This window comes from Cellvibrio sp. (assembly GCF_046347455.1).
Taxonomy (GTDB): domain Bacteria; phylum Pseudomonadota; class Gammaproteobacteria; order Pseudomonadales; family Cellvibrionaceae; genus Cellvibrio.
In genome coordinates this window covers 106,774-128,164 of the sequence record NZ_JAXMGC010000005.1, presented here as the reverse complement: position 1 = coordinate 128,164, position 21,391 = coordinate 106,774, and the positions used below count along the sequence as shown (strand labels likewise).

The window sequence follows — 21,391 nt, the reverse complement described above, 5'->3', positions numbered from 1 at the left end:
AAAATACAATAAAGAGGCTCAGCCATGTTGAAACGAGTGTTAGTCGCTCTCGCGCTATCCACAGCCGCCCATGCATTTGCAGACATGCAACAGGCACAAGAGGATTTCAAAAAGGGTAACCACGAGGCCGCCATCAAAGAATTCACAGCCTTGGGTAACGCGGGTGATATGGGCGCGCAGCTTATTCTCGGCGCGCTCTATAACAAAGGTGGCGTCATCGCACGCGACGACCAAGCCGCCGCCATGTGGTTCCAAAAAGCCGCCCAACAGGGCAATCCCGAGGCGCAATTTCAGCTTGGCAACCTCTATGAAGACAGCCAACTTCCGCAAAACTACACCCAAGCAGCACACTGGTACGAAAAAGCCGCGCAGAAAGGTTTAGCCAAAGCGCAGGTTCGCCTTGGGCACATTTACAGCCGTGGCTTAGGCATTACCCAAAACTACAACGAAGCCGTGCTTTGGTACGGTAAAGCCGCGCTGCAAAATAATGCTGAGGCTCAATATTCGCTGGGCTTGATGTACGCCTTCGGCAAAGGCCTCCCCAAAAATGACCAACTCGCCATCGGCTGGCTGACTAAAGCGGCATCGCAAGCCTATGCCGACGCCGAGTTACTCTTGGGCGATATCTACCTCACGGGCGCAGGCACTCATAAACGCCCCGTTTTGGCCTATGCCCTTTACGACTTGGCGATTAACCACAAAACCACCATCTTGAAAGATGCCATCAAAAAACGCGACCGCGTCGCCCGGGAACTCACACCAGAGCAAATGGAATACAGCAAACAGCTCATTGCCGAATTCAAAAAGCCCGACAACTTCTCCAAGGCTTTGAATCGCTACTTGGAAAAATCGGATCAGATGTTCAGGTTTTTTCCAAAAAATTAAATAGCATTACAAAAACTTCAGGACCGTACTCATAACAAAATGTGAGATACATCACGTCAGAATCCTTTACATAATATCTGAGCGATAACTTTTAAATTCATTAAAATCAATTGGTTAAAAATGTGGTTCATTTTGTGCTAACGAGATTGTCGCTGTTTTCATTACACAAAAAAGGACAATACCAATGAGTATTTTTTCAATTAAAGCTTCATCGGCAAAAAAAATAGGCTTAGTTTTCGGTTTATTGGCAGCGGCAACTGCCAACGCATCCATTGTTAGTACCAGTGTCGAAACTAACGTAGAAATTCGCGCGGGTTCGGTAGTGGATGCAACTGATTCAGATAGCGGTGCCGCTTTCGCAAGCGCTTCCGCTGCTGGAAATATCACAGGCGCAGCAGTTCACTCTACACTTTCGTTGAGCCCACTTGGTGCAGAAGCCGCCGTTTTGAACTTCGATATAGGCTATCATGGCAGCCAAAATGGCTATCAAGGTCCTGCCTACATGGGCACATCGTTAACGGGAAATAAAAGTTTTATCAATTATTTCGCTGCGACGGATACCAATCTTTTTGTAGATTGGAGTTTCGATTACCTCGGCCCTAATCCTTTTGGGCTTCAAATAATCACCATCGGCGGGACACCAACACCTGCGCCTATTTTAGGAAATTATGGCATTGTTGGTCATCATGAAGGCAACGCCAACTACACCCTATTAGCAGGCAACTTCTACAATCTGGGCGTGTACTTTAGTCCGAATGTAAGCTCTCCTGGAGGCGGTCTGACTGGTATAGAAGGTACTCTGACAGGCTCTTTGAGCTTCAAGTTCGGCAAAACCAGCGTTCCTGAATCGTCCGGCCTCGCTTTGTTTGGCTTAGGCTTGGTTGGTTTAGGTTTGGCGCGTCGTCGCAAAGCCGCATAATCGCGCCGCTTTGTACCCGAAAAGCCCCGATTATCGGGGCTTTTTTATTTAATTTCGCTTCGTTTACTCTCCCACGTTTATTCGTTATCTTGCATGCCTCCTCAACGGCGTCAGGATGCAGTTTTTGCCTTCAACACCCCAAACCCTCGATCAAATTCCCGTGACCGCGCTAAAAGGTGTGGGTGCGAATTTATCGGAGAAATTGGCGAAGATCGGCGTTTTTTCCCTGCAGGATATGCTGTTTCACTTGCCACTACGGTATATGGATCGCACGCGTGTTACGCCCATGGGTGCACTGCAACCTAACATCAACGCCGTGATTGAAGGCGAGGTGCGCGCCTGCGATATTGTGTTTGGCAAACGCCGCAGTTTGGTGGTGCGAATGCAAGATGGCACCGGCGGTATAACCCTGCGCTTTTACCACTTTAACGCCGCGCAAAAAAACCAGCTTACGAGCGGCACGCGTCTGCGGGTTTTTGGTGAGACGCGGCGCGGCGCGGCGGGATTGGAAATGTACCACCCCGAATATGATCGGCTGGATGAGGCGGCTCCGCTCCCGCTTGAGCAACACCTCACCCCCATTTACCCGGCAACTGAAGGCCTGACCCAACCTCGGATGCGCGCCTTGGCCAGCCAGGCTTTAACCTGGCTCAACACCCATAATTTGCGCGAATTGCTGCCCAACGAAGTTCGGCGTCAGCTCAACCAAAGCTCACTTGCAGATGCGCTACGCTACCTGCACCAACCGCCCACCAATGCCAATGTGCAGCAGTTAATGGATGGCGAACACCCTTTCCAACAGCGGCTTGCTTTCGAGGAGCTGCTCGCGCATCACCTGAGCCTTTTGCTCCTACGGCGACAAATGCAAAGCAATGGCGCACCGCAATTAAAAGCCAACCCGCAACTGCATACTCGATTTTTGGATCAACTACCTTTTGCGCTTACGCGGGCGCAAGCGCGAGTATTTGATGAAATCAAAGCAGATCTCGCCAAGCCAGTTCCCATGCTGCGCTTGGTGCAGGGTGATGTTGGCTCCGGTAAAACCGTAGTCGCGGCGCTGAGCGCCTTAGTCGCCGTAGCCAATGGCAAGCAGGCCGCCATTATGGCGCCCACGGAAATATTGGCGGAGCAGCACCGAATTAACTTTGGCCGTTGGCTGGAGCCCTTGGGTGTTAAAGTCGGCTGGCTCACCGGCAAATTAAAAGTGAGCGAAAGGCGTAATCAGCTGGAGGCTATCGCCAGCGGGGATGCTCAGGTCGTAGTGGGTACCCACGCGCTCTTTCAGGAATCCGTAGAGTTCGCCAACTTAGGGTTGATTGTCATCGACGAGCAACATAGGTTCGGCGTCCATCAACGCTTATCTTTATCCAATAAAGGCACATCTTCGCCGAACTCGCAGGAAACGCGCCCGCATCAACTTATTATGACCGCAACCCCCATACCGCGCACTTTGGCCATGAGCGCCTACGCGGATTTGGATTGCTCCATCATCGACGAGCTACCACCAGGGCGAACGCCGATCACGACCGTTGTCATTAGCGAACAGCGCCGCCCGGAGATTATCGAGCGGGTGCGCGTGAGCTGCGAGGAAGGCAAGCAGGCCTATTGGGTGTGTACGCTGATCGAGGAATCTGAAGCGCTGGAAGCTCAAGCAGCGCAAGCTACGGCGGAAAATTTGGCCGCAGCTTTGCCACATATCCGCGTCGGCCTTATTCACGGGCGCTTAAAGCCCGCCGAGAAAGAAGCGGTGATGAGTGCCTTTAAGGCGAATGAGCTGGATCTACTGGTCGCCACTACCGTGATTGAAGTCGGGGTAGATGTTCCCAACGCCAGCCTGATGATTATCGAAAACCCCGAGCGTTTAGGACTCGCGCAATTACACCAGCTGCGCGGCCGGGTGGGTCGCGGTGCAACCGCCAGCCACTGTGTTTTGCTCTACGGGTCGCCCTTGTCCAATCACAGCAAAGAGCGTTTACGCGTGATGCGCGAAAGCAGCGATGGCTTTTATATCGCCGAACAAGATTTGCAATTGCGCGGCCCCGGTGAGGTTTTAGGCACACGGCAAACGGGCGATATGCAATTCAAAATTGCCGATTTGCAGCGCGATGCGCACTTGTTAGACAGCGTAAAACAGGGCGCAGACTATTTAATGGCGCACCACTTCACGCTTTGCCAAGAAATCATTAATCGCTGGCTCGGAAAGAGTCATGTTTACCTGCAAGTTTAAAATACTCGTCTATGCTCACATGAGAACTGTCTTCCAAAGACATGACATCTTCGACCTAATGAGATTAACAAAGGAGTAGGCCGTGCCAGTTCCAGCCAGCGTTGAATCGTTACTTCAGACTCGCAATGTTGCCTATGATTTGGCAACAACACCGTTTAATACTGACGATCAGCGCCCTATGTGGCACGACCAACATTTACGTAATATGAGCGCCGCTAAATCCCTAATTTTGCAAGACGGTCAAGGCCGGGTTCAGGTGATAATATCTGCTGATCGCCTGCTCGACCTTAAAGCCGTTAACCGTCAGCTTGGCCGCGAGTTGCGAGCCACCAGCCTGGAAGACATTCGTAAATTCTGCAGCACTCATCATCTGGATTCGATTCCCGCGTTACCTAAATTGGCCGGACTTCAAACTTTGGTCGACCGGACGCTCATGGATCGTAACGAACTCCTGCTGGATTCGGGCAGTGACGACCAGCTGGTGCGTATTGGTCGCGCCGAGTTTGAACAAATATTAGAGGGCGCAACCCTGTGTGATATTTCCGTACCGCTGGAACCGCTGGAAGCCGAAGATACTGCATCAAGCGACCAAGACCAGATTTTGGGCGCGGTGAGGAATTTTACGCAATTACGCATCAAGCAACGCCTTGAAGAAACCCTTGAACTACCGCCACTATCCGATACCGCACAGCGCATTATTAAGCTGCGCGTGAACCCTAATGCGGACATCAGCGACCTTGCTCAAATCGTTGAGACTGATCCAAGCTTGGCAGCACAAGTGGTGAGCTGGGCAGCATCGCCTTATTACTCTGCTCCAGGAAAAATTAAATCCATTCACGACGCCATAGTGCGCGTGCTTGGCTTTGACATGGTGTTGAACTTGGCGTTGGGTCTGTCGCTCGGCAAAACCATGACCATTCCCAAAGAAGGCCCTCACGGCAGCTTGCCTTACTGGCAACAAGCGGTGTTTATGGCTGCGACTATTGAAGGTTTGGTAACCGCCATTCCGCGCGACCATCGCCCAAGCTTCGGTATGGCCTACCTGTGCGGCTTGCTCCACAACTTTGGCTACCTGATTTTGGCGGAAGTGTTTCCACCTTACTTCCACGCCTATTGCGAAATGGCCGACGCCAACCCGCATGTGACTCACCAAGCCATTGAGCGCCACCTGATTGGCGTAACCCGTGAGCAATTGGCCTCAACGCTGATGTCACTCTGGTCAATGCCTGAGGAAGTTGTTGTTGGTCTTCGTCACCAAAACAACCCCAACATTCAGGGCGAATACAGCCAATACGCCAAGCTGATTTTTGTAGCCCAACGCCTGTTGCATCAACACAACATTGGCCACGGCCCCAAACTGGAAATTCCACAATCAGTATTTGACGATTTGCACTTGGATCCAGAAAAAGCCCAGCAAACCGTGCAAAACATCCTTGAATCCAGCGAAGACTTGAAACATATTGCACACGAGTTAAGCCCCAAGCATTGAAGGGGTCAGCCGAACACGAGCCCCAAGGCTTCTGCGGTGAATAAAATACAACGACGATAAGCCCCTGTTCAGCAGGGGTTTTCTTTATAGAGACTTTGCACGAATACTACGCTCGACACAACTGCGTTAAAAGTCACTAAAAAATGCTCATTTACTCCGTGTAAACTCCGCTTTTTTAGTGACTTTTGCCTTGTTCCGTCATCGCTCGTTACTTCGTGCAAAAGTCTCTTACAAAAACTTTGGAAGTAAATAATGCAAAAAGCGCAAGAAGCGGCGGCGATTTTAGTTGAACGTCGGCAAACAGGTGTTCAAGGTGATCGCCTGCCCGAAAGCTGTCGCCCCACCGATATTCCCCAAGCACTCGCTATTCAACAGGCCGCGACCGACCTTTGGTGCGAGCTTATGGACGACAGCGTGGGGGCTTGGAAATGCTTGTTGCCGGTTGCCGACAAAACCATTGTCGGCCCCATTTATACCCGCACCATAGATTCAGTCGCACCCGTAACCGTTTGGCCAAAACCCGGTGCAAAGGACATTGCTCGCATAGAGCCCGAGTTCGCCTTTTTCTTTGGCAAAGATTTGCCACCACGCGCGGAACCCTACACACCCGCTGACGTTGACGCCGCCATCAGCCGAACCCACCTAGCACTGGAACTGATGAACACGCGCTACACCGACCCAAGCAAATGCGAATTCCCCGAAATGCTGGCCGACGGTTTGGTTAATCAAGGCCTTTTTATAGGCCCGCAAGTGGATAGCGAACTAGCGCGAAATACCGGCGAATTTACGCTAAATGTGCGTTATAACGGCGAAAGTCACACCCATCATGCCAAACATCCCAACACCCATCCACGCGCACCGCTTTATTGGTTGGCAGAGTTTTTACGTACCCAAGGTCAAGGCATAGTGGCCGGACAAGCTGTTATCACCGGCTCCTTCGCCGGCGTTTTGGAAGTGCCGATGAATACCAACATCAGTTTGAAGTACGGGGACTTGGGTGAATATGAGGTGAGCTTTAGGGCGAAGAGCTAAGAGCGCAACCCCCTCCTAACCTCCCCCTTAAAAAGGTGGAGGGGCTCGTACTCCCTATTTAGTTGCAAAGTGCGGTCTGCTCCCCCCGTTTTTGAAGGAGAGCTTGTGCACCTTATTAATTATCATGAGCGGCCTGCTCCTCCCCCTTTTCAAGGGGGAGGTTGGGAGGGGGTTACACCCGCTTAATCAACGAGGAAAACGGATGAATAAATTGATTGTCGCTGCAGCCTTGATGTTTATTTTCGGCGCCCCCTCAACTCTTGCCGATTCACCCGGCACGCCGTTTAATCTCTCCAAACGCGAACAAACCTTTTTAGAACAGAAGGTTTGTGGTGCGCAATACAACCTCAAAGCCAGCAAAATCAAGGCCTACGCCTTCGATGCCCGCAAAGCCACCGATAGCAAAATAGCACTCGACGCCCGCACGTCCGCCTACGTCGAATGTGAAAGCCACGGGGATTTTATGGGCAAGCCCATGCGTTACATCGACGATTGTGATTTGGTGGACGGCGAATGGGATTGCTCCGCGCCGCAACTGGAAGTTTTGGTGCCTATCAACGGCCGCGAAGTCAAAATGCGCCCCTGGGGCGGCCTCACGCCGGAAAAATCCTACGCGTTACTCAAAGACATCAGCACCCGCGGCCGCTTTCAGGGCGAATCTCTCGATAAAGCCATAGGCAACAGCTGCGATATCGCCAAAAACAAAGACCCGGACATCATCGAACTCGGCTGTGAAGCCGCCATGAGCATTTCCTACTGGTGCCCCCAAAGCAAAATTACTGGATGCCCCCGAGTGCTATTCTTAAGTTTCGACGAGCCAGCGTTTATGCGGAGACAATAATGTCAGAACAAATCTCAGAAAAGCCCTTTTTCAGCTGTGAAATCCCCGTGCGTTGGGGCGATATGGACGCTTTCGGGCACGTTAACAACACGATTTATTTTAGGTACTTTGAAGAAACACGCTTTCAGTGGATGTTGCAAAAAGGTATTCCGATTGGGGGCGATAGCTACCCGGTAGTCGTCACTATTGGCTGCACATTTTTCCGCCCTGTGTTCCACCCAGATACCCTGCGCGTAGATGTGTTTATCTCCGAACCCGGCCGCTCCAGCTTTATGGCAACCTACAAGGTCTACACCAGCGCCGACCACGAAAATCCTTGCAGTGAAGGCTATTCCAAAATCGTTTGGGTGGATAAAGCGACGGGGAAATCTGTGGCTTTGCCGGATGCGGTTCGGGCGTGGTTTTGATACCAGCACGACGAGCCGAACTCACAAAACGCACATGACGTTAGCGTGGCGGCAAGGTGTCGTCACGAAAAGCCGAGCAAACTCCTAGGATGGAAACTCAATTCACTTGAGGATTACACTGATGGACATGAAAGCTAAATCTTCCCTTATCCGCAAACATCGCCTTGACCGTATGTGGTCGCAAGAACAGCTGGCTGACGTGAGTGGGCTGAGCTTGCGCACTATCCAGCGCCTTGAAGCGCGTGGTAGCGCATCTCAAGAAAGCATCAAAGCCTTAGCCGCCGTTTTTGAAGTAGACGCCGACAGTCTATTTTGGAAAGACGGCAGCTTTCAGGTGTATCGCCACCGCCAATGGTCGTGGGTGATGTTTACCCTTATGCCTCTTATTGCCGCATGCTTATTGGGCGCACAAAGCCAATTCAACCTAATGCCGCCGGCTGCAGTAGGCGTTCTTTTTGGCCTACTAACGGTAGTAGCGATCGCTTTTAGCTCTATGACGATTGAAGTGAACGAGAGCGAAATTCAGTGGTTTTTTGGTCCCGGCGCATTTCGCAAAAGCTTGCCGCTGGAAGAAATTGCCAATTACAGGGCTGTTAAAAACCCAATATGGATGGGCTTTGGAATACACGCCTACGGCACCGGGTGGATTTACAACGTATCTGGATTGTTGGGTGTGGAGATCGAACTAAAAGGCGGCTCATTTATCCGACTCGGCTCAGACGAACCCAAGTATCTTGTGGCCGCCATTGAAGATGCCAAGGCGAACGCAAGCTAAATTCGGATTCGTAACAGTATAAAAAAAGGCGCAACCAGTGCGCCTTTTTTCGTTTTGAGCAGTTCGGGAATTAGCCGTTTACTGCATCCTTCAACGCCTTACCGGCTTTGAAGTTTACGCTGTTTGATGCAGCGATTTGGATTTCTGCACCGGTTTGTGGGTTGCGGCCAGTGCGGGCAGCGCGGTGGCTTTGGCTGAAGGTGCCGAAGCCGATCAGGGTTACAGCTTCATCGCGGCTCAGCGCGTTGGTGATTTGCTCAACGATGGCAGATACAGCTGCATCGGCTTTTTCTTTGGTTAAATCGGCTTGAGCAGCAACGGCGGCCACTAAGTCTGCTTTATTCATGATGGTTTTCCTTCGAATGGTCGTTCTTTTGGGTTTCTAGTTATAGGCGAGCCTTTTTGTGCCGCCGGTAAATGTGAGCTGCTAGAATGCCAGCTTCTGACGACTTTAGCCTAGGGTTTTTTCACCTTGCCAACTAATTCACACTTCAAGCGCCCCTTGCGCTGGTTCTTTCGCCCTAGACTGTCATCGCCACTACATCCTAGTACAGCTTTGCAAAACTGGCTGCTCGATGAGGGATCTTTAACCGCAAAATTGGTAAAGCTGAGCCACGGGCACTTCAGGGTGGAGGTTTTGCGGCAGGTTTTCGGCCGGGTTGCGCTAAACGAGGCGCAAGCATTGGGGATTGATCCACACCAGCTTTGTTTGATTCGCGAGGTCATATTGCGTGGGCAAGGGCAGCCTTGGGTGTTTGCCCGTAGTATTTTCCCAGTAAGCAGTTTAACCGGCTCACTCCGCCATCTTCGCAAGCAGGGCAGTCGCTCGCTCGGCGCATTTCTGTTCAGTCAGCCACACTTAGTACGCAGCCCCATTGCTCTGAGCTTGATTAGTCGCCATCATGCCTATGTTCCTGAAAACCTGTTGGGTGATGCTCAGGCGTGGGGCAGACGGTCGATTTTCTCCATCGACAACAAGCCACTGCTGGTGAGCGAAGTGTTTTTACCCGGTTTCCCGGACAACCAATAAAGAGATTGATACCCGAGTGGACGACCGCCCGGGCCTAACCTGATTCGGGGACGACCCCTTGCCGTAAAAGGGGTGTTTATGAGTTGGGTTCTATTGATACTGGCAGGCTTGCTCGAAGTAGTATGGGCAGTGGGCCTGAAATATACCGAAGGTTTTACACGCGTCTGGCCCACGGCAATTACCGTGACCGCCATGTTGGTGAGCCTTGCCTTGCTAGGTGTTGCCATGAAGGGCCTGCCGGTAAGCACAGCTTACGCGGTATGGATGGGCATAGGCGTTGTGGGCACCGCGATATTGGGCGTGTTTATCCTCAACGAACCCGCCACCTTCGGCCGGTTGTTCAGCATTAGTTTAATTCTTGCGGGCGTGGTGGGTTTGAAGCTAACAACCTCCGCCTGACGATTTTGCCGCGCTGGCGCGCTAAGGTGCCGTTTTATGACAGACGAAAAACCCACCATCGATTCCAGCGCGGAAAAGCCCGCTGCGCCTGCGGCTAAAGCCTTGCCCAAAAAGGCTGCTGCGCCGAAAAAGCCAACGAAAGCTCCCTCGGGAGAAGTCGTAACGGCCACAGAAACCAAGACTGCCGGAGCGCCTGCACCTGTCGCAAAACCTGCCCCTGTTCCAGCAAAGGTCGCCGCCAAAAAGCCAGCATCCGCGCCATCAAAACCAAGTGCTAAGCCGGTCGAAAAACCAGCGGTGAGTAAAACTGCGGAGGGTGCATCGCCAACGGCTAAAAAGCCCGCCGCCAAACCAGTTCAACCAAAAGCCGTGAAAACCGAAACGCAAACCTCAGCTCCAGCTCCAGCTCCAGCTCCAGCTCCAGCTCCAGCTCCAGCTCCACAGAAGTCTGTGCCCAAAGCCAAAATCCGCAAGCCTTCTAGCACCACATTTAGCAAGCGCCTGCCGCATTTCTTGCAGCTGATGCGTTTGGATAAACCCATCGGCATATTGCTACTGCTTTGGCCAACCTTATGGGCCTTATGGTTGGCGGCGAAGGGAGTTCCGTCACTCAAGAATTTGGTGATTTTCTGCCTAGGTGTGGTGGTGATGCGCTCGGCCGGCTGCGTGATCAATGATTTTGCAGACCGCAAGATTGACGGCAAAGTCCAGCGCACCCAAGGCCGCCCGCTTGCGACAGGCGCAGTGACCAGCCGCGAGGCCATTATCCTCTTCGTCAGCTTGTGCCTTGCGGCTTTTGGATTGGTGCTCATGACCGACTGGCTCACGATTAAGTTGTCCGTGGGCGGTTTATTGCTGGCCTTCAGCTACCCCTTTATGAAGCGCCATACCCACTTGCCACAGGTCGTTTTGGGGGCTGCTTTCGCGTGGGGAATCCCCATGGCTTACGCGGCGGAAACTGGCGCGCTGGATAAAAACATGTGGCTGATTTACCTCGCCGTTGTGCTCTGGACAGTCGTCTACGACACCTTTTACGCCATGGTTGACCGGGATGACGATTTGAAAATCGGCGTGAAATCCACCGCTATTTTGTTTGGCGAACAGGATCGAATCATCACCGGTGCCCTGCAAGCCCTGGTGATTTACGCCTTGGTGCTGGTCGGTAAAGCCTACGCCTTGGGTTGGGTGTTTTACCTGAGCCTTGTAACCGCGAGCGGCTTGTTCGTTTACCAACAATGGATGATTCGCTTCCGCGAACGCACCGCCTGTTTCAAAGCCTTCCTCAACAACAACTGGGTTGGCGCCGCTATTTTTGTGGGAATCGCGGTGGATTTGGCGATCAAGTAAAGGACCGTTTAAAAGCTGTGTTAGCGCTGTCATTGCCTGTAGAATCGCCGCGCATTCCATTCTAAAAGGCAGTCTCTCCATGATAAAAAAAATCCGTAATACCGCGCTCGCCCTCATCGCTCTCGGTTTGAGCGCAAGCACTTTCGCCAAACCCGCCAACGATGGCTGGACTTATCTGTTCGATAAAGACATGAGCCAATGGCGTACTTATTTGGGCATTCCAAGGCCAGAAACGCCCGTCACCGGCATCCCCAAAGATGAAAAAGGCAACTACACCCACGCGGTCGGTTTCGATAAAGACGAGCGCGGCGTGTTCACCACTGCGATGGTGAATGGCGAACCCGTGCTCCATGTGACCGGCGAAATTTACGGCAGCGTGCACACCAAGCAGGATTTTGAAAACTACCACTTGGTGGTGCAATTCAAATGGGGCAGCCAAAAATGGCCTCCACGCCTGACCGAAGCGTTGGACACCGGCATTCTCTACCACGTTAACGGCGATCACGGCGTGGATTACTGGAAAGCCTGGGCGCTCTCGCAAGAGTTCCAGATCATGGAGCACAACACGGGCGACTGGTGGCAAATCGCCGGTTCGCAAATTGATATCCGCTGCGCGAAAACCGGCAATCAAGAAGTACCTGTTTACAACCCTAAAGCACCTCTCATCAGCTACGGCCCAGGCGGAGCTGGCATTACCTGTATGCGCGGTAAAGACGCCGAAAAACCAAAAGGCGAATGGAACACGCTGGAACTCATCACCTTTGGCGACAAGAGTTTGCACATCGTGAACGGGCAGGTGGTTATGGCGCTGAGCAACTCGCGCTACACCAAAGATGGCAAAGTCATCCCCCTGACTAAAGGCAAAATCCTGCTGCAAAGCGAAGCGGGCGAAGCCTTTTTCAAAGGCGTGAAGATCAAACCGATTAAGGGGATTCCGGCTCAATATCAGCAGTACTTCAATTAAAGTTCTACTTAGCCTCCCGGTCCTCAGCCTGGAGGTTCAATGCGGATACATGAGGAACTTGTCATGACCAAAGCATTTACCACTCCGCTCCACACCTATTTGACCAACCTCCCTGAAGCCACGCTCGATTATCCCTTTGGGCCTGAAGCTGCGGTTTATCGCATTGAAGGCAAGATTTTTGCGATCGCCGTTGAAGGCCGCATCAACCTCAAATGCGACCCCATCCATGCCCAAGAACTCCGCACCGTGTTCCGAGAAATAACGCCCGGATATCACATGAACAAGAAGCACTGGAACACACTGGATTTAACGGGTGATTTACCCCTGAGCGAAATCCATCGCCAAATCGACCATTCTTACGACCTGATTGTGAGCAAACTGCCCAAGGCCACCAAGCAGAGGCTGCGGATTGTCTATGAGCGGTTGGGGTGGTTGAAATAACCATTTATTTTTCTAGTAGCGAATAAACCTTAATAGCATTCTCACTTAACGCATATAATTTTTTATTAGCCCCACTGGCGTATAACACTGGCGAGACAGAATGATTGAATTTAGTATTTTGCGTTTTTGCAGACGCAACCAAGGTACCGTTTAAGTTATACACATTTATCAAATCATTTTTATGGGTAGTAACATATACAAAGTTGCCACTAACCTGAGCCCACGCAATGAAATAATCATCCAGCGGAAAGGTCGCCTGAATTTTTCCGGACGGGTCAATTGCTATTAGTTTTTGAGCAGACGAAACTGACAGCCAATCATTTTCATTCTGACTGATTCTGTGAATTAACTCCAACCAATTTTCGTCTTTATCTTTTTGAATATTTATATCCTGCACATTTCTTATTTCAGACACCAGATCAACTTCTGTATATTTCACTCTCCAATAATCGCCAGATCGCACAAAGGGGATAATATCTGTGCACCGGTTATCACACGTCACAGAAAAATCAGCCAATTGCTTTCCATTTTCATTTATGTGCACATACCTACCACCCTCTTTAATAAGAAAGCCATTTTGAGTTTTCCAGCTAACCCTAGCTATACTTGTTAGAAATATTTGATCTTTAGCAGGCGATTGATAAATATTTTTTACTACTCCATTTTTATCTATTCTCGATAACAAATATTGGCTATTGTCAAAAATAAAAATATTCTCTTCTTTGTCTACATACATCCAATTTATATTGCTAGGTTGAGTCGCATCAGCTTTTTGAATTCTCCCTTCTTCTTTACCTGACCCATTAATATGAATAAACGACCCATTTTCACTACTAACCCATAGATTATTCTTCACATCAAACTTCATAAAATAGATATTTTCTATCTGCTTTCCATCACCTCGTAAAATATTGGATTTCGAGTGCAGCTTATTACCACTAAAGGAAATTAATTGATGTGATGAAAAATCAAAAACATAGATTAAACCCTGCAAATCTGCTTGAATATCTTTAACATAAGCATCCTTAATACCTGCCATTTTTGCCACATCAACACTTTGCAGGTATTCGCCAAACAGAGAATAAAAATCTATAGCACCATTCTTCCCGAGAATTGCAACCTTCTGATCATTGGTAATCACAATTCCATCATCATAATAATTTTTTAAATTTTTTCTAAATATCGTATCGCCAGTTTCAATGTTAAACTCCACGAGCGATGCACCTTGATTCGATTTGCTAGTCAAAATATATATTGTATTTTTTTTGCTTTTTGCAATATGAACAGCACCTGGGGCATCTATTTTGATCTCTCTAATAAGATTGCCTTTATTGGATAGCAGCACTAACCTAGACTGTTCATCATAGCGAGAAAGAAGCAAAAGCCACTGATTATTTTTATAATAAATAAAATCCTGCTTGGTAAAACCTTCGCCATTAATTTTCAACGCTGTGGAAAATGTTTTTTTATTGCTGTCATCGTATCGTTCAAAATAGTACGCACCATCTTTTCGCGATATAACGGCTTTCTGATTAACATCATCAAAAGCCATATCAATAGCGGTAAATAGTTCTTTACCGTTTAGAATACTTTTTGGTACGGCGCGATCTGCTAAAGCAGTCAGTTGCTTTACTGGTTTTAATGTTGGTTCAACCTTGGCATTTGTCGTGATAGGTTTTGAGTCAAGTTGCTCTAAGGTAGTTTGATGATTTAATAACGAATACCGAATTGCAAAAAAATCTTGGGTGAGCTTGTTGAAACTAGTCACCCACAATTTATTATCTTCAGTAAAACCCATATATTGATCGTTGTTAATAACCGCATTATATTGATTATCACGTATTGGTGATGTTGCTTTAGAAAATTCATCGGGATAGATTTTGCAATCTTTCTTCTCCCACACCTTATCTAGCAAACAAAATTCTTCATTGGAATGCCAATCATCATCCTTTCCAATCCTGTGAGAAATTGAAATTAAGCTGTACGGATTAACATCTGATGTCACTATTTTTTTGATTCTATCTCTATAAGTTTCAAACGACGTTACTATGGTAGAAATTTCTTGACCGTTCGCTAATGAGTAGGATATCCATTGTGGATTACTTCCATTATCGTAAACAGCGAAAGTGGCGGCTTGATTGAACTGGTGAATGAACACATCTCGTGTCAAAGGTAACCGAGGGCCGTCAAGGCCGCCATAGTGTTGATCGAAAGACTTATCAAGCTTTATTTTTCCCTGCGCGCTCAACAACCATAGGTGCATTTGCGATTTGTCATCTTTATTGGGCGAAGAATAGGAATAACCAGCAATATCTCCCTTGTCACTAATAGCAGCTTTAGCAAGAGTAAAAGGAAATTCTCGATGCAGTACGGGGATGCCATTTTGCGTTAGGAGATAATCAGCGCGGCCAAAACCTTGTCGATCCGAAGGCACAACTTTTAAGGCAAATTGTTTGTTGGGTGAATAATAAGTGTGTGGGTTGAGGGGCGGCTCAGGAGGTCTATCTGCGGTAGCACAACAAGCTAAAGTTGAGATTAGACAAATAAAAAAACGAATATATATTTTTATCGATGACATCATATGGGAAATCCATTTTTAATTTATTTTCAGAGCCAATATTCAAATACTGCTTAAGTGTAGCATCAGGCTCTAGCTGGCTCTATTGTTTGAATTCGGCAAGTTTAAGGTGATGCCGAAATAGCCCAAGACGATCTATAGATTTCAAAAAACTATTGCCCAGCACCATTTATTCAGCTGCCAGCCAGTTAAGCTTGGCTATGTTAATGGAAAGCAACCGAGCAGCTCGGCGTAGAGAAGGTGTGTAAGCCAATGCCGCTCATCATTCGCGTTAAACAAGGAAAACTTCGATGAAAATGCAGCGTGTAGTACTTTTGGCAATTCCAATCGTTTGGGCGGCATGCAGTATTTCGTGCTCCAGCAGCGACAAGAAAAAGGTAGCCTCCCCATCCCCCTCCGAACATTTAGTTGTGACGGGCATGAGAGCATCACCCCACGCCATGCGTGATGTAAGAATGGAAGCGGCAAAAATGATTGCCCCTGCTCCTGTTGCTATGCCCTCAGTTATGGCACCACCACCCAACACCGAAAACTATCAACACAAAGACGAAAGCCCCATTAAAGTCACAGCCAAAGAACCGGTTTCTACTTTCAGTATCGATGTCGACACCGGCGCTTACGCCAATGTTCGCCGCTTCCTCAACCAAGGCCAGTTGCCACCCAAAGATGCGGTGCGCATTGAGGAGCTCATCAACTATTTCCCCTACGCCAAGCTGACCAAAAAAGGCGAGCATCCTTTTGGTGTGGATACCGAAGTGGCTCCAGCGCCTTGGAATCCCGAACACCAGCTGTTGCGGGTGAGAATTCAAGCCCTAGATGTAAAAGCCACCGAACTGCCGCCCTCGAATTTGGTGTTTTTGGTGGATGTATCGGGCTCTATGGAATCGCCTGATAAGCTGCCGCTGGTAAAAAATACGCTGAAGATGCTGGTACCTAAACTGCGCGCACAAGACCGTATTTCGCTGGTGGTTTACGCGGGCAGAACCCAAGTGGAGCTTGAACCTACGCCCGGTAACGAGCACGACAAAATCCTCGCCGCCATTGATAAACTCGTCGCCGCAGGTTCAACGGCGGGCGAATCGGCCATGAAACTCGCTTACCAAATGGCGCGCCGCAGCTACATTCCCAACGGCATCAACCGTATTTTGATGGCGACCGACGGCGACTTTAACGTGGGACTGAGCAATATCGATCAACTCAAAGACATGGTGGCCGCCGAGCGAAAAACGGGTATTTCACTCACCACCTTGGGCTTCGGCCAAGGCAACTACAACGAGTATTTGATGGAGCAAGTGGCGGATGTAGGTAACGGAAACTACGCCTACATAGATTCTGCCGACGAAGGCCGCAAAGTGCTGATTGAGGAGATGGCGTCCACCTTCAATACAGTCGCGGCAGATGTGAAAGTGCAAATCGAGTTCAACCCCGCGTACATCGCCGAGTATCGTTTGATTGGTTACGAAAACCGCGCGCTCAACGAGCAGGATTTCAATAACGACAAAGTCGATGCCGGTGAAATTGGCGCAGGCAAAACCGTTACTGCCATTTACGAGCTAACGCCCGTGGGCAAACCCACCTTGATTGATCCACACCGCTACGAAAAAGCGGCGGACGCTAAAGCGGCGAAAAACAACGAATTCGGCTTTTTGCGCATTCGCTACAAAAAGCCTGATACAGATAAGAGCATCCTGCTGGAAGAACCTTTGATGATCACCAACAACAAAACCAGTTTGGATCAAACCAGCGAAGACTTCCGCTTTGCCGCCAGCGTCGCCGGTTTCGGTCAGCTGTTAAAAGACAGCAGTTACATGAACAACTACGGCTTTGACCAGCTTATTGCCTTGGCCAAATCCGGCGCGGGCGCGGATGAGGGTGGTTACCGGGCGGAGTTTGTGCGCTTAATGAGGACGGCGAAGGAATTAGCACCGAAGCAAAAACCTGAAGTAAAAGCACCGTAATAAGCTTTGTAATTTCATTTTTTCTTAGCCAAAAAGCAGAACTGGCTGATCTACAAGGCCGGGTCTGCCGCTAAATCCCCCCTACAAAATGTGTAGTTTTGCTACCAAATTAACCAAAACTGCACGCCATCGTAAAATTCAGTGCAAGTGTCACGAATGTGTAACAAACTCTTTATTAAATAGGCTGCAACAATAGTTTCACAAACCCGTGAGCCTTTCAGAGCAGAAATTTATGACCGGTCGCAAAATCTTAATCGTTGATGATGAATCCGCTATTCGCGATATGTTGCGCGTAGCGCTGGAAATGGCGGAGTACGATTGTATTGAAGCCAGTAATGCGCAGGATGCCCATGCGCTGATCGTGGATGAAAAGCCGGATTTGATTTTGCTGGATTGGATGATGCCCGGTACCAGTGGCATTGAACTAGCGCGCCGCTTGAAGCGCGATGAAGTGACCGCCGATATACCAATTATTATGCTAACCGCCAAAGGCGAAGAAGATAACAAGATTCAAGGATTGGAAGTGGGTGCGGATGATTACATCACTAAACCTTTTTCACCGCGCGAATTGGTTGCTCGCCTGAAAGCGGTATTGCGCCGCGCCGATCCTAAAATTTCCGGCCAGCCGATTGTTGTTCAGGGTTTATGTCTTGACCCCTCTAGCCACCGCGTGACGATTAACGATCAATCACTGGATATGGGCCCAACGGAATATCGCCTGCTGGAGTTTTTCCTCACCCATCAAGAGCGCGCCTATACCCGTGGCCAATTGCTGGATCATGTGTGGGGCGGCAATGTGTATGTGGAAGAGCGCACGGTGGATGTTCATATTCGCCGTCTGCGCAAAGCCCTGAGCATTGATGGCCATGAAGATTTAGTACAAACCGTGCGCGGCACAGGCTATAGGTTTTCGACTAAAATAGAAGCTTAAGCATAATATGCATCTTCACTAAAGCAGCCTCGGCTGCTTTTTGCTCTACACTCGCGAGGCCACCTTTTGTTTTTAACCGGTTTTAAGATTGAGTTGCGTCGCCTGCTCATTATTTTTGTGATTTGCGTTGGTTACGGCGTGCTCTTTGGATTGCAATGGTGGCTGCTCTTCACCGGTTTGAGCCTCTACGTCGCGTGGCTGTTTTACCAAATGTATCGCCTTAACAAATGGCTCATTAAAGGCACGGATGCACCGCCAGAATCTAGCGGATTGTGGGGCGAAATTTTTGACAACATGTACAACCTGCAACGCCAACAGCAAATTGAAAAAGAAAATTTGCAGGCGGTGATCAAACGCATTCAGGAAATTACGTCTGCATTAAAAGACGGCATTATTATTTTGGATTGGCGCGGCCATTTAGATTTTTGGAATCCGGCTGCGCAACGCATGATTGGCTTTCGCACTAAAGATCAAGGTCTTTCAGTTATTAATTTTATTCGCGATCCAAAGTTCGTTCACTATTTTGAAAGCGGCGATTACGCGGAACCTTTAGATTTACCTTCTCCAAGGCAGGCCAGTAAGCAACTGCAAATTCAAATCACGCGCTTCGGCCAACAAGAGCGTTTGATTGTTATTCGCGATATCACCCAAGTCCACAACCTTGAACAAATGCGTCAAGACTTTGTAGCTAACGTATCGCATGAATTGCGCACACCGCTTACCGTTATTAACGGCTATATAGAAACAATCGCCGACAACAATAAGACCCCCTCATGGGACAAACCCTTGCAACAAATTATGCAGCAAGGAAAACGAATGTCTTTACTGATTAACGATTTACTAGTTTTGTCAAAATTAGAGACAACAGAAGCAGGCCACAACCAAAAAGAACTGGAGTTGGAGCCGCTGTTAATATCCATTAAAAACGAAGCTGATGCTTTAGGAAACGAAAAGCATCAAACGATTCGCCTAGAATGCCAAGAGCCGATTAAAATTCTCGCTAACGAAAAAGAAATTCACAGCGCCTTTTCAAATCTTGCTATTAACGCGGTGAAATACACACCGGAACACGGACAAATTGATTTGCGTTTGTGGAAAGATGCGAACCACATTTATTTTTCAGTCACCGATAACGGCCCCGGAATCGATAGCAAACATTTGCCACGATTAACTGAACGCTTTTACCGTGTTGACGCAAGCCGCAACAGCGCTACCGGTGGCACAGGCTTGGGCTTGGCTATCGTTAAACACGTTCTGCTGCGCCACGATGGCGAATTAAAAATCTCCAGCGAAGTGGGCAAGGGCAGTACATTTACGTGCGTATTGCCGCTTAATAACCATTAAGCATCCAATGCCGTTATAATCTCCAATTTAGCAGATGAATTTTTCATCCTTGTTGTTTGGAGCATTTCATGACTACCCCCCTTTACGGATTCTCAGACAATTCCTTTAAAGCTGCTGGAGAGAAAGCGGGAATCCGTAAATTGGTGGATGACTTTTATCGCTTTATGGATGAGTTGCCAGAAGCGGTTGTTATACGCGCAATGCACAAGCAAGATTTAACTGAATCCCGCGATAAACTAACACTGTTTTTGTGCGGCTGGATGGGCGGGCCAAAGCTGTATCACGATAAATACGGCAGCATTAATATTCCACGCGATCATTCGCATTTGGTTGTTCATGAAGCGGAACGCGACGCATGGTTACTATGTATGCAGCGTGCAATTGCCTTGCAAAATTATGCCCCAGAATTTGGTGACTATTTATTGGCGCAATTGCGTATTCCCGCCGAGCGCATTTTTGCTGTCGCCAAAAAATCGTAGTTAGACACTCCAGCTTATATGCCTCCCATTTCTGTTAGATCAGTTAATTGGTGCATTAAAAACAAGTTTTTTGCACACTCCCTCAGGTTTATCGGGCTAGTATAAGTGTTCAGAGGAAACCTTCATGTCTAAGCCTGCGTCCATTTGGCTCATTATCCTATTAGCCGCCACCGTTGCCATTACACCTTTCGCAGTCGATATGTATTTGCCTGCCATGCCGATAATCGCGCATGACTTGCAAAGCCATATTGGTACAGTACAACAATCCCTGAGCATTTTTCTCGCGGCCTATGGCGCAGGCATGCTGATTTTCGGCCCACTTGCCGACAAGTGGGGGCGCAGGCCTCTGGCATTATTTGGTGTATCTGGGTTTGCACTGGCAAGTTTATTTCTCACCTTCAGCAATAGCATCGAAAGCTTTTTAATAGCGCGCGCCGTGCAAGCATTCTGTGGAGCGGCGGCAACGGTAATCGTGCCGGGAATTGTTCGCCACCTTTACCAAGAGCATACGGCAAAAGGCATGTCCTACATGTCGTTAATTATGATGCTCGCGCCTTTGTTAGCACCTACCATCGGCAGTGGCATTTTATATTTCACGCAGTGGCATTTTATATTTCTAAGTATTTTCGCTTACGCAGCCATACTGCTATTTTTTATTTGGAAATTTCTACCCGAACCACCACGCTCAAGTAGCTCGTCAAACATTAATTTTTTTTCGGGTTATAAAACGGTTTTTGCGATGCGAGAAGTTCGCCCGCTCATTGCAACTATTATGTTTTCATCGTTTAGCTTTTTTTGCTACCTCACAGCAATTCCTTTCGTGTACATAAAATATTATGGCACGAGTGAACAGCTATTTAGTTTGCTGTTTGCCATCAATATTGTATTGCTCATGACATCCAATTTCATTAACAGCCGTTATGTAACACGCTATGGTTCACCGCATATGGTGCGTATGGCGCTTATGACGGCCATAGTATTTTCTATATTGCTCTGTGCGGTTAACCTGTTAGAACTTGGGCTAATATTAACCATTGCAACACTCGCGCCTTTGATGGGTTGTTTAACCATGATTAGCACCAATACGGATGCAATGATCTTGCTCAAATTTCCCGATCACTCCGGTACGGCAAGCGCTGTTACAGGCACCTTGCGTTATGGTTGTGGCGCTTTAGCAGGGCCGGTGCTTGCACTAACCTTTACCGGCACTCCCGTACCTTTCACCCTGCTGATGTTTGGTGGTGTAGCGGGAATAGCATTATGCCAACTGTGGATGAGACAATCTCAAAAGCTATTTTGAATGATCCCTTTTAGTAAATTGCTGCATCAATAGGAATAGATTCAC

The 21,391-nt window shown here is 48.7% G+C and carries 20 protein-coding genes; 18 read left to right on the top strand and 2 right to left on the bottom strand.

All coding sequences use genetic code 11. From position 1 onward, the window contains the following. The first annotated feature begins 24 nt into the window (after positions 1-24). The 8 genes from U1F02_RS10800 (at position 25) to U1F02_RS10765 (ending at position 8,575) form a co-directional block, all read left to right on the top strand. The gene (locus U1F02_RS10800; RefSeq protein ID WP_409990402.1) at positions 25-885 is read left to right on the top strand and encodes a tetratricopeptide repeat protein; all 861 of its coding nucleotides are present in this window, start codon (positions 25-27) and stop codon (positions 883-885) included. Positions 886-1,069: 184 nt separating this feature from the next. Continuing rightward, positions 1,070-1,804 (top strand): PEP-CTERM sorting domain-containing protein, encoded by a 735-nt coding sequence (locus tag U1F02_RS10795; protein WP_409990401.1) that lies wholly within the window; start codon positions 1,070-1,072, stop codon positions 1,802-1,804. A 124-nt stretch (positions 1,805-1,928) separates the two neighbouring features. After that, positions 1,929-4,031: an ATP-dependent DNA helicase RecG gene (recG, locus tag U1F02_RS10790; protein ID WP_409990400.1), complete on the top strand. Its 2,103-nt coding sequence runs from the start codon at positions 1,929-1,931 to the stop codon at positions 4,029-4,031. Between the two features lie 82 nt (positions 4,032-4,113). Next, a complete protein-coding gene (locus U1F02_RS10785) occupies positions 4,114-5,520 on the top strand; it encodes an HDOD domain-containing protein (RefSeq protein WP_409990399.1) in 1,407 nt (468 codons plus the stop codon). Between the two features lie 252 nt (positions 5,521-5,772). Next, positions 5,773-6,552 carry a fumarylacetoacetate hydrolase family protein gene (locus tag U1F02_RS10780; protein WP_409990398.1) on the top strand — a complete coding sequence of 260 codons (780 nt, stop codon included), beginning with the start codon at positions 5,773-5,775 and terminating at the stop codon, positions 6,550-6,552. 202 nt (positions 6,553-6,754) lie between these two features. Further along, positions 6,755-7,393, top strand: a complete 639-nt coding sequence (locus U1F02_RS10775; RefSeq protein WP_409990397.1) for a hypothetical protein — start codon at positions 6,755-6,757, stop codon at positions 7,391-7,393. Further along, complete coding sequence (locus U1F02_RS10770) at positions 7,393-7,800, top strand: acyl-CoA thioesterase (protein ID WP_409990396.1); 408 nt, start codon at positions 7,393-7,395, stop codon at positions 7,798-7,800. The genes U1F02_RS10775 and U1F02_RS10770 overlap by 1 nt, the downstream gene beginning before the upstream one ends. A 121-nt stretch (positions 7,801-7,921) precedes the next feature. Continuing rightward, the gene (locus tag U1F02_RS10765) at positions 7,922-8,575 is read left to right on the top strand and encodes a helix-turn-helix transcriptional regulator (RefSeq protein WP_409990395.1); all 654 of its coding nucleotides are present in this window, start codon (positions 7,922-7,924) and stop codon (positions 8,573-8,575) included. 70 nt (positions 8,576-8,645) lie between these two features. Here U1F02_RS10765 and U1F02_RS10760 read toward each other — a convergent pair whose 3' ends face one another. Continuing rightward, positions 8,646-8,939: an HU family DNA-binding protein gene (locus tag U1F02_RS10760; protein WP_409990568.1), complete on the bottom strand. Its 294-nt coding sequence runs from the start codon at positions 8,937-8,939 to the stop codon at positions 8,646-8,648. A 108-nt stretch (positions 8,940-9,047) separates the two neighbouring features. Here U1F02_RS10760 and U1F02_RS10755 point away from each other — a divergent pair, with 108 nt between their 5' ends. The 5 genes from U1F02_RS10755 (at position 9,048) to U1F02_RS10735 (ending at position 12,756) form a co-directional block, all read left to right on the top strand. Further along, positions 9,048-9,605: a chorismate--pyruvate lyase family protein gene (locus U1F02_RS10755; protein WP_409990394.1), complete on the top strand. Its 558-nt coding sequence runs from the start codon at positions 9,048-9,050 to the stop codon at positions 9,603-9,605. A 78-nt stretch (positions 9,606-9,683) separates the two neighbouring features. After that, positions 9,684-10,004: a quaternary ammonium compound efflux SMR transporter SugE gene (sugE, locus tag U1F02_RS10750; protein WP_409990393.1), complete on the top strand. Its 321-nt coding sequence runs from the start codon at positions 9,684-9,686 to the stop codon at positions 10,002-10,004. A gap of 465 nt (positions 10,005-10,469) precedes the next feature. Continuing rightward, positions 10,470-11,351 carry a 4-hydroxybenzoate octaprenyltransferase gene (gene ubiA / locus U1F02_RS10745; RefSeq protein ID WP_409990567.1) on the top strand — a complete coding sequence of 294 codons (882 nt, stop codon included), beginning with the start codon at positions 10,470-10,472 and terminating at the stop codon, positions 11,349-11,351. Positions 11,352-11,430: 79 nt separating this feature from the next. Continuing rightward, entirely contained in the window at positions 11,431-12,315 is an 885-nt protein-coding gene (locus U1F02_RS10740) for a DUF1080 domain-containing protein (RefSeq protein WP_409990392.1), read from the top strand. Between the two features lie 63 nt (positions 12,316-12,378). After that, positions 12,379-12,756, top strand: a complete 378-nt coding sequence (locus U1F02_RS10735) for an MmcQ/YjbR family DNA-binding protein (RefSeq protein ID WP_409990391.1) — start codon at positions 12,379-12,381, stop codon at positions 12,754-12,756. 4 nt (positions 12,757-12,760) lie between these two features. Here the strand turns inward: U1F02_RS10735 and U1F02_RS10730 are convergent, their stop codons facing one another. Further along, positions 12,761-15,337 (bottom strand): hypothetical protein, encoded by a 2,577-nt coding sequence (locus U1F02_RS10730; RefSeq protein ID WP_409990390.1) that lies wholly within the window; start codon positions 15,335-15,337, stop codon positions 12,761-12,763. A gap of 287 nt (positions 15,338-15,624) precedes the next feature. Here U1F02_RS10730 and U1F02_RS10725 point away from each other — a divergent pair, with 287 nt between their 5' ends. From U1F02_RS10725 to U1F02_RS10705, 5 genes are all read left to right on the top strand, one after another. Beyond that, positions 15,625-17,292 (top strand): vWA domain-containing protein, encoded by a 1,668-nt coding sequence (locus U1F02_RS10725; RefSeq protein WP_409990389.1) that lies wholly within the window; start codon positions 15,625-15,627, stop codon positions 17,290-17,292. Between the two features lie 232 nt (positions 17,293-17,524). Next, positions 17,525-18,223 (top strand): phosphate regulon transcriptional regulator PhoB, encoded by a 699-nt coding sequence (gene phoB, locus U1F02_RS10720; protein WP_409990388.1) that lies wholly within the window; start codon positions 17,525-17,527, stop codon positions 18,221-18,223. Positions 18,224-18,289: 66 nt separating this feature from the next. Then, positions 18,290-19,567, top strand: coding sequence for a phosphate regulon sensor histidine kinase PhoR (phoR, locus tag U1F02_RS10715; protein WP_409990387.1), 1,278 nt, complete (start codon positions 18,290-18,292; stop codon positions 19,565-19,567). 68 nt (positions 19,568-19,635) lie between these two features. After that, positions 19,636-20,046 carry a group II truncated hemoglobin gene (locus U1F02_RS10710; protein ID WP_409990386.1) on the top strand — a complete coding sequence of 137 codons (411 nt, stop codon included), beginning with the start codon at positions 19,636-19,638 and terminating at the stop codon, positions 20,044-20,046. A 124-nt stretch (positions 20,047-20,170) separates the two neighbouring features. After that, positions 20,171-21,346 (top strand): Bcr/CflA family efflux MFS transporter, encoded by a 1,176-nt coding sequence (locus U1F02_RS10705; protein ID WP_409990385.1) that lies wholly within the window; start codon positions 20,171-20,173, stop codon positions 21,344-21,346. Positions 21,347-21,391 lie beyond the last annotated feature (45 nt).

Bases quoted from the DNA above. Each gene is read 5' to 3' on its own strand.
- U1F02_RS10765 (WP_409990395.1), top strand. From the start codon at position 7,922: ATGGACATGAAAGCTAAATCTTCCCTTATCCGCAAACATCGCCTTGAC.
- sugE (WP_409990393.1), top strand. From the start codon at position 9,684: ATGAGTTGGGTTCTATTGATACTGGCAGGCTTGCTCGAAGTAGTATGG.
- U1F02_RS10710 (WP_409990386.1), top strand. From the start codon at position 19,636: ATGACTACCCCCCTTTACGGATTCTCAGACAATTCCTTTAAAGCTGCT.
- U1F02_RS10780 (WP_409990398.1), top strand. From the start codon at position 5,773: ATGCAAAAAGCGCAAGAAGCGGCGGCGATTTTAGTTGAACGTCGGCAA.
- phoB (WP_409990388.1), top strand. From the start codon at position 17,525: ATGACCGGTCGCAAAATCTTAATCGTTGATGATGAATCCGCTATTCGC.
- U1F02_RS10800 (WP_409990402.1), top strand. From the start codon at position 25: ATGTTGAAACGAGTGTTAGTCGCTCTCGCGCTATCCACAGCCGCCCAT.
- U1F02_RS10725 (WP_409990389.1), top strand. From the start codon at position 15,625: ATGAAAATGCAGCGTGTAGTACTTTTGGCAATTCCAATCGTTTGGGCG.
- U1F02_RS10795 (WP_409990401.1), top strand. From the start codon at position 1,070: ATGAGTATTTTTTCAATTAAAGCTTCATCGGCAAAAAAAATAGGCTTA.
- U1F02_RS10730 (WP_409990390.1), bottom strand. From the start codon at position 15,337: ATGATGTCATCGATAAAAATATATATTCGTTTTTTTATTTGTCTAATC.
- U1F02_RS10770 (WP_409990396.1), top strand. From the start codon at position 7,393: ATGTCAGAACAAATCTCAGAAAAGCCCTTTTTCAGCTGTGAAATCCCC.
- U1F02_RS10740 (WP_409990392.1), top strand. From the start codon at position 11,431: ATGATAAAAAAAATCCGTAATACCGCGCTCGCCCTCATCGCTCTCGGT.
- U1F02_RS10775 (WP_409990397.1), top strand. From the start codon at position 6,755: ATGAATAAATTGATTGTCGCTGCAGCCTTGATGTTTATTTTCGGCGCC.
- U1F02_RS10735 (WP_409990391.1), top strand. From the start codon at position 12,379: ATGACCAAAGCATTTACCACTCCGCTCCACACCTATTTGACCAACCTC.
- U1F02_RS10705 (WP_409990385.1), top strand. From the start codon at position 20,171: ATGTCTAAGCCTGCGTCCATTTGGCTCATTATCCTATTAGCCGCCACC.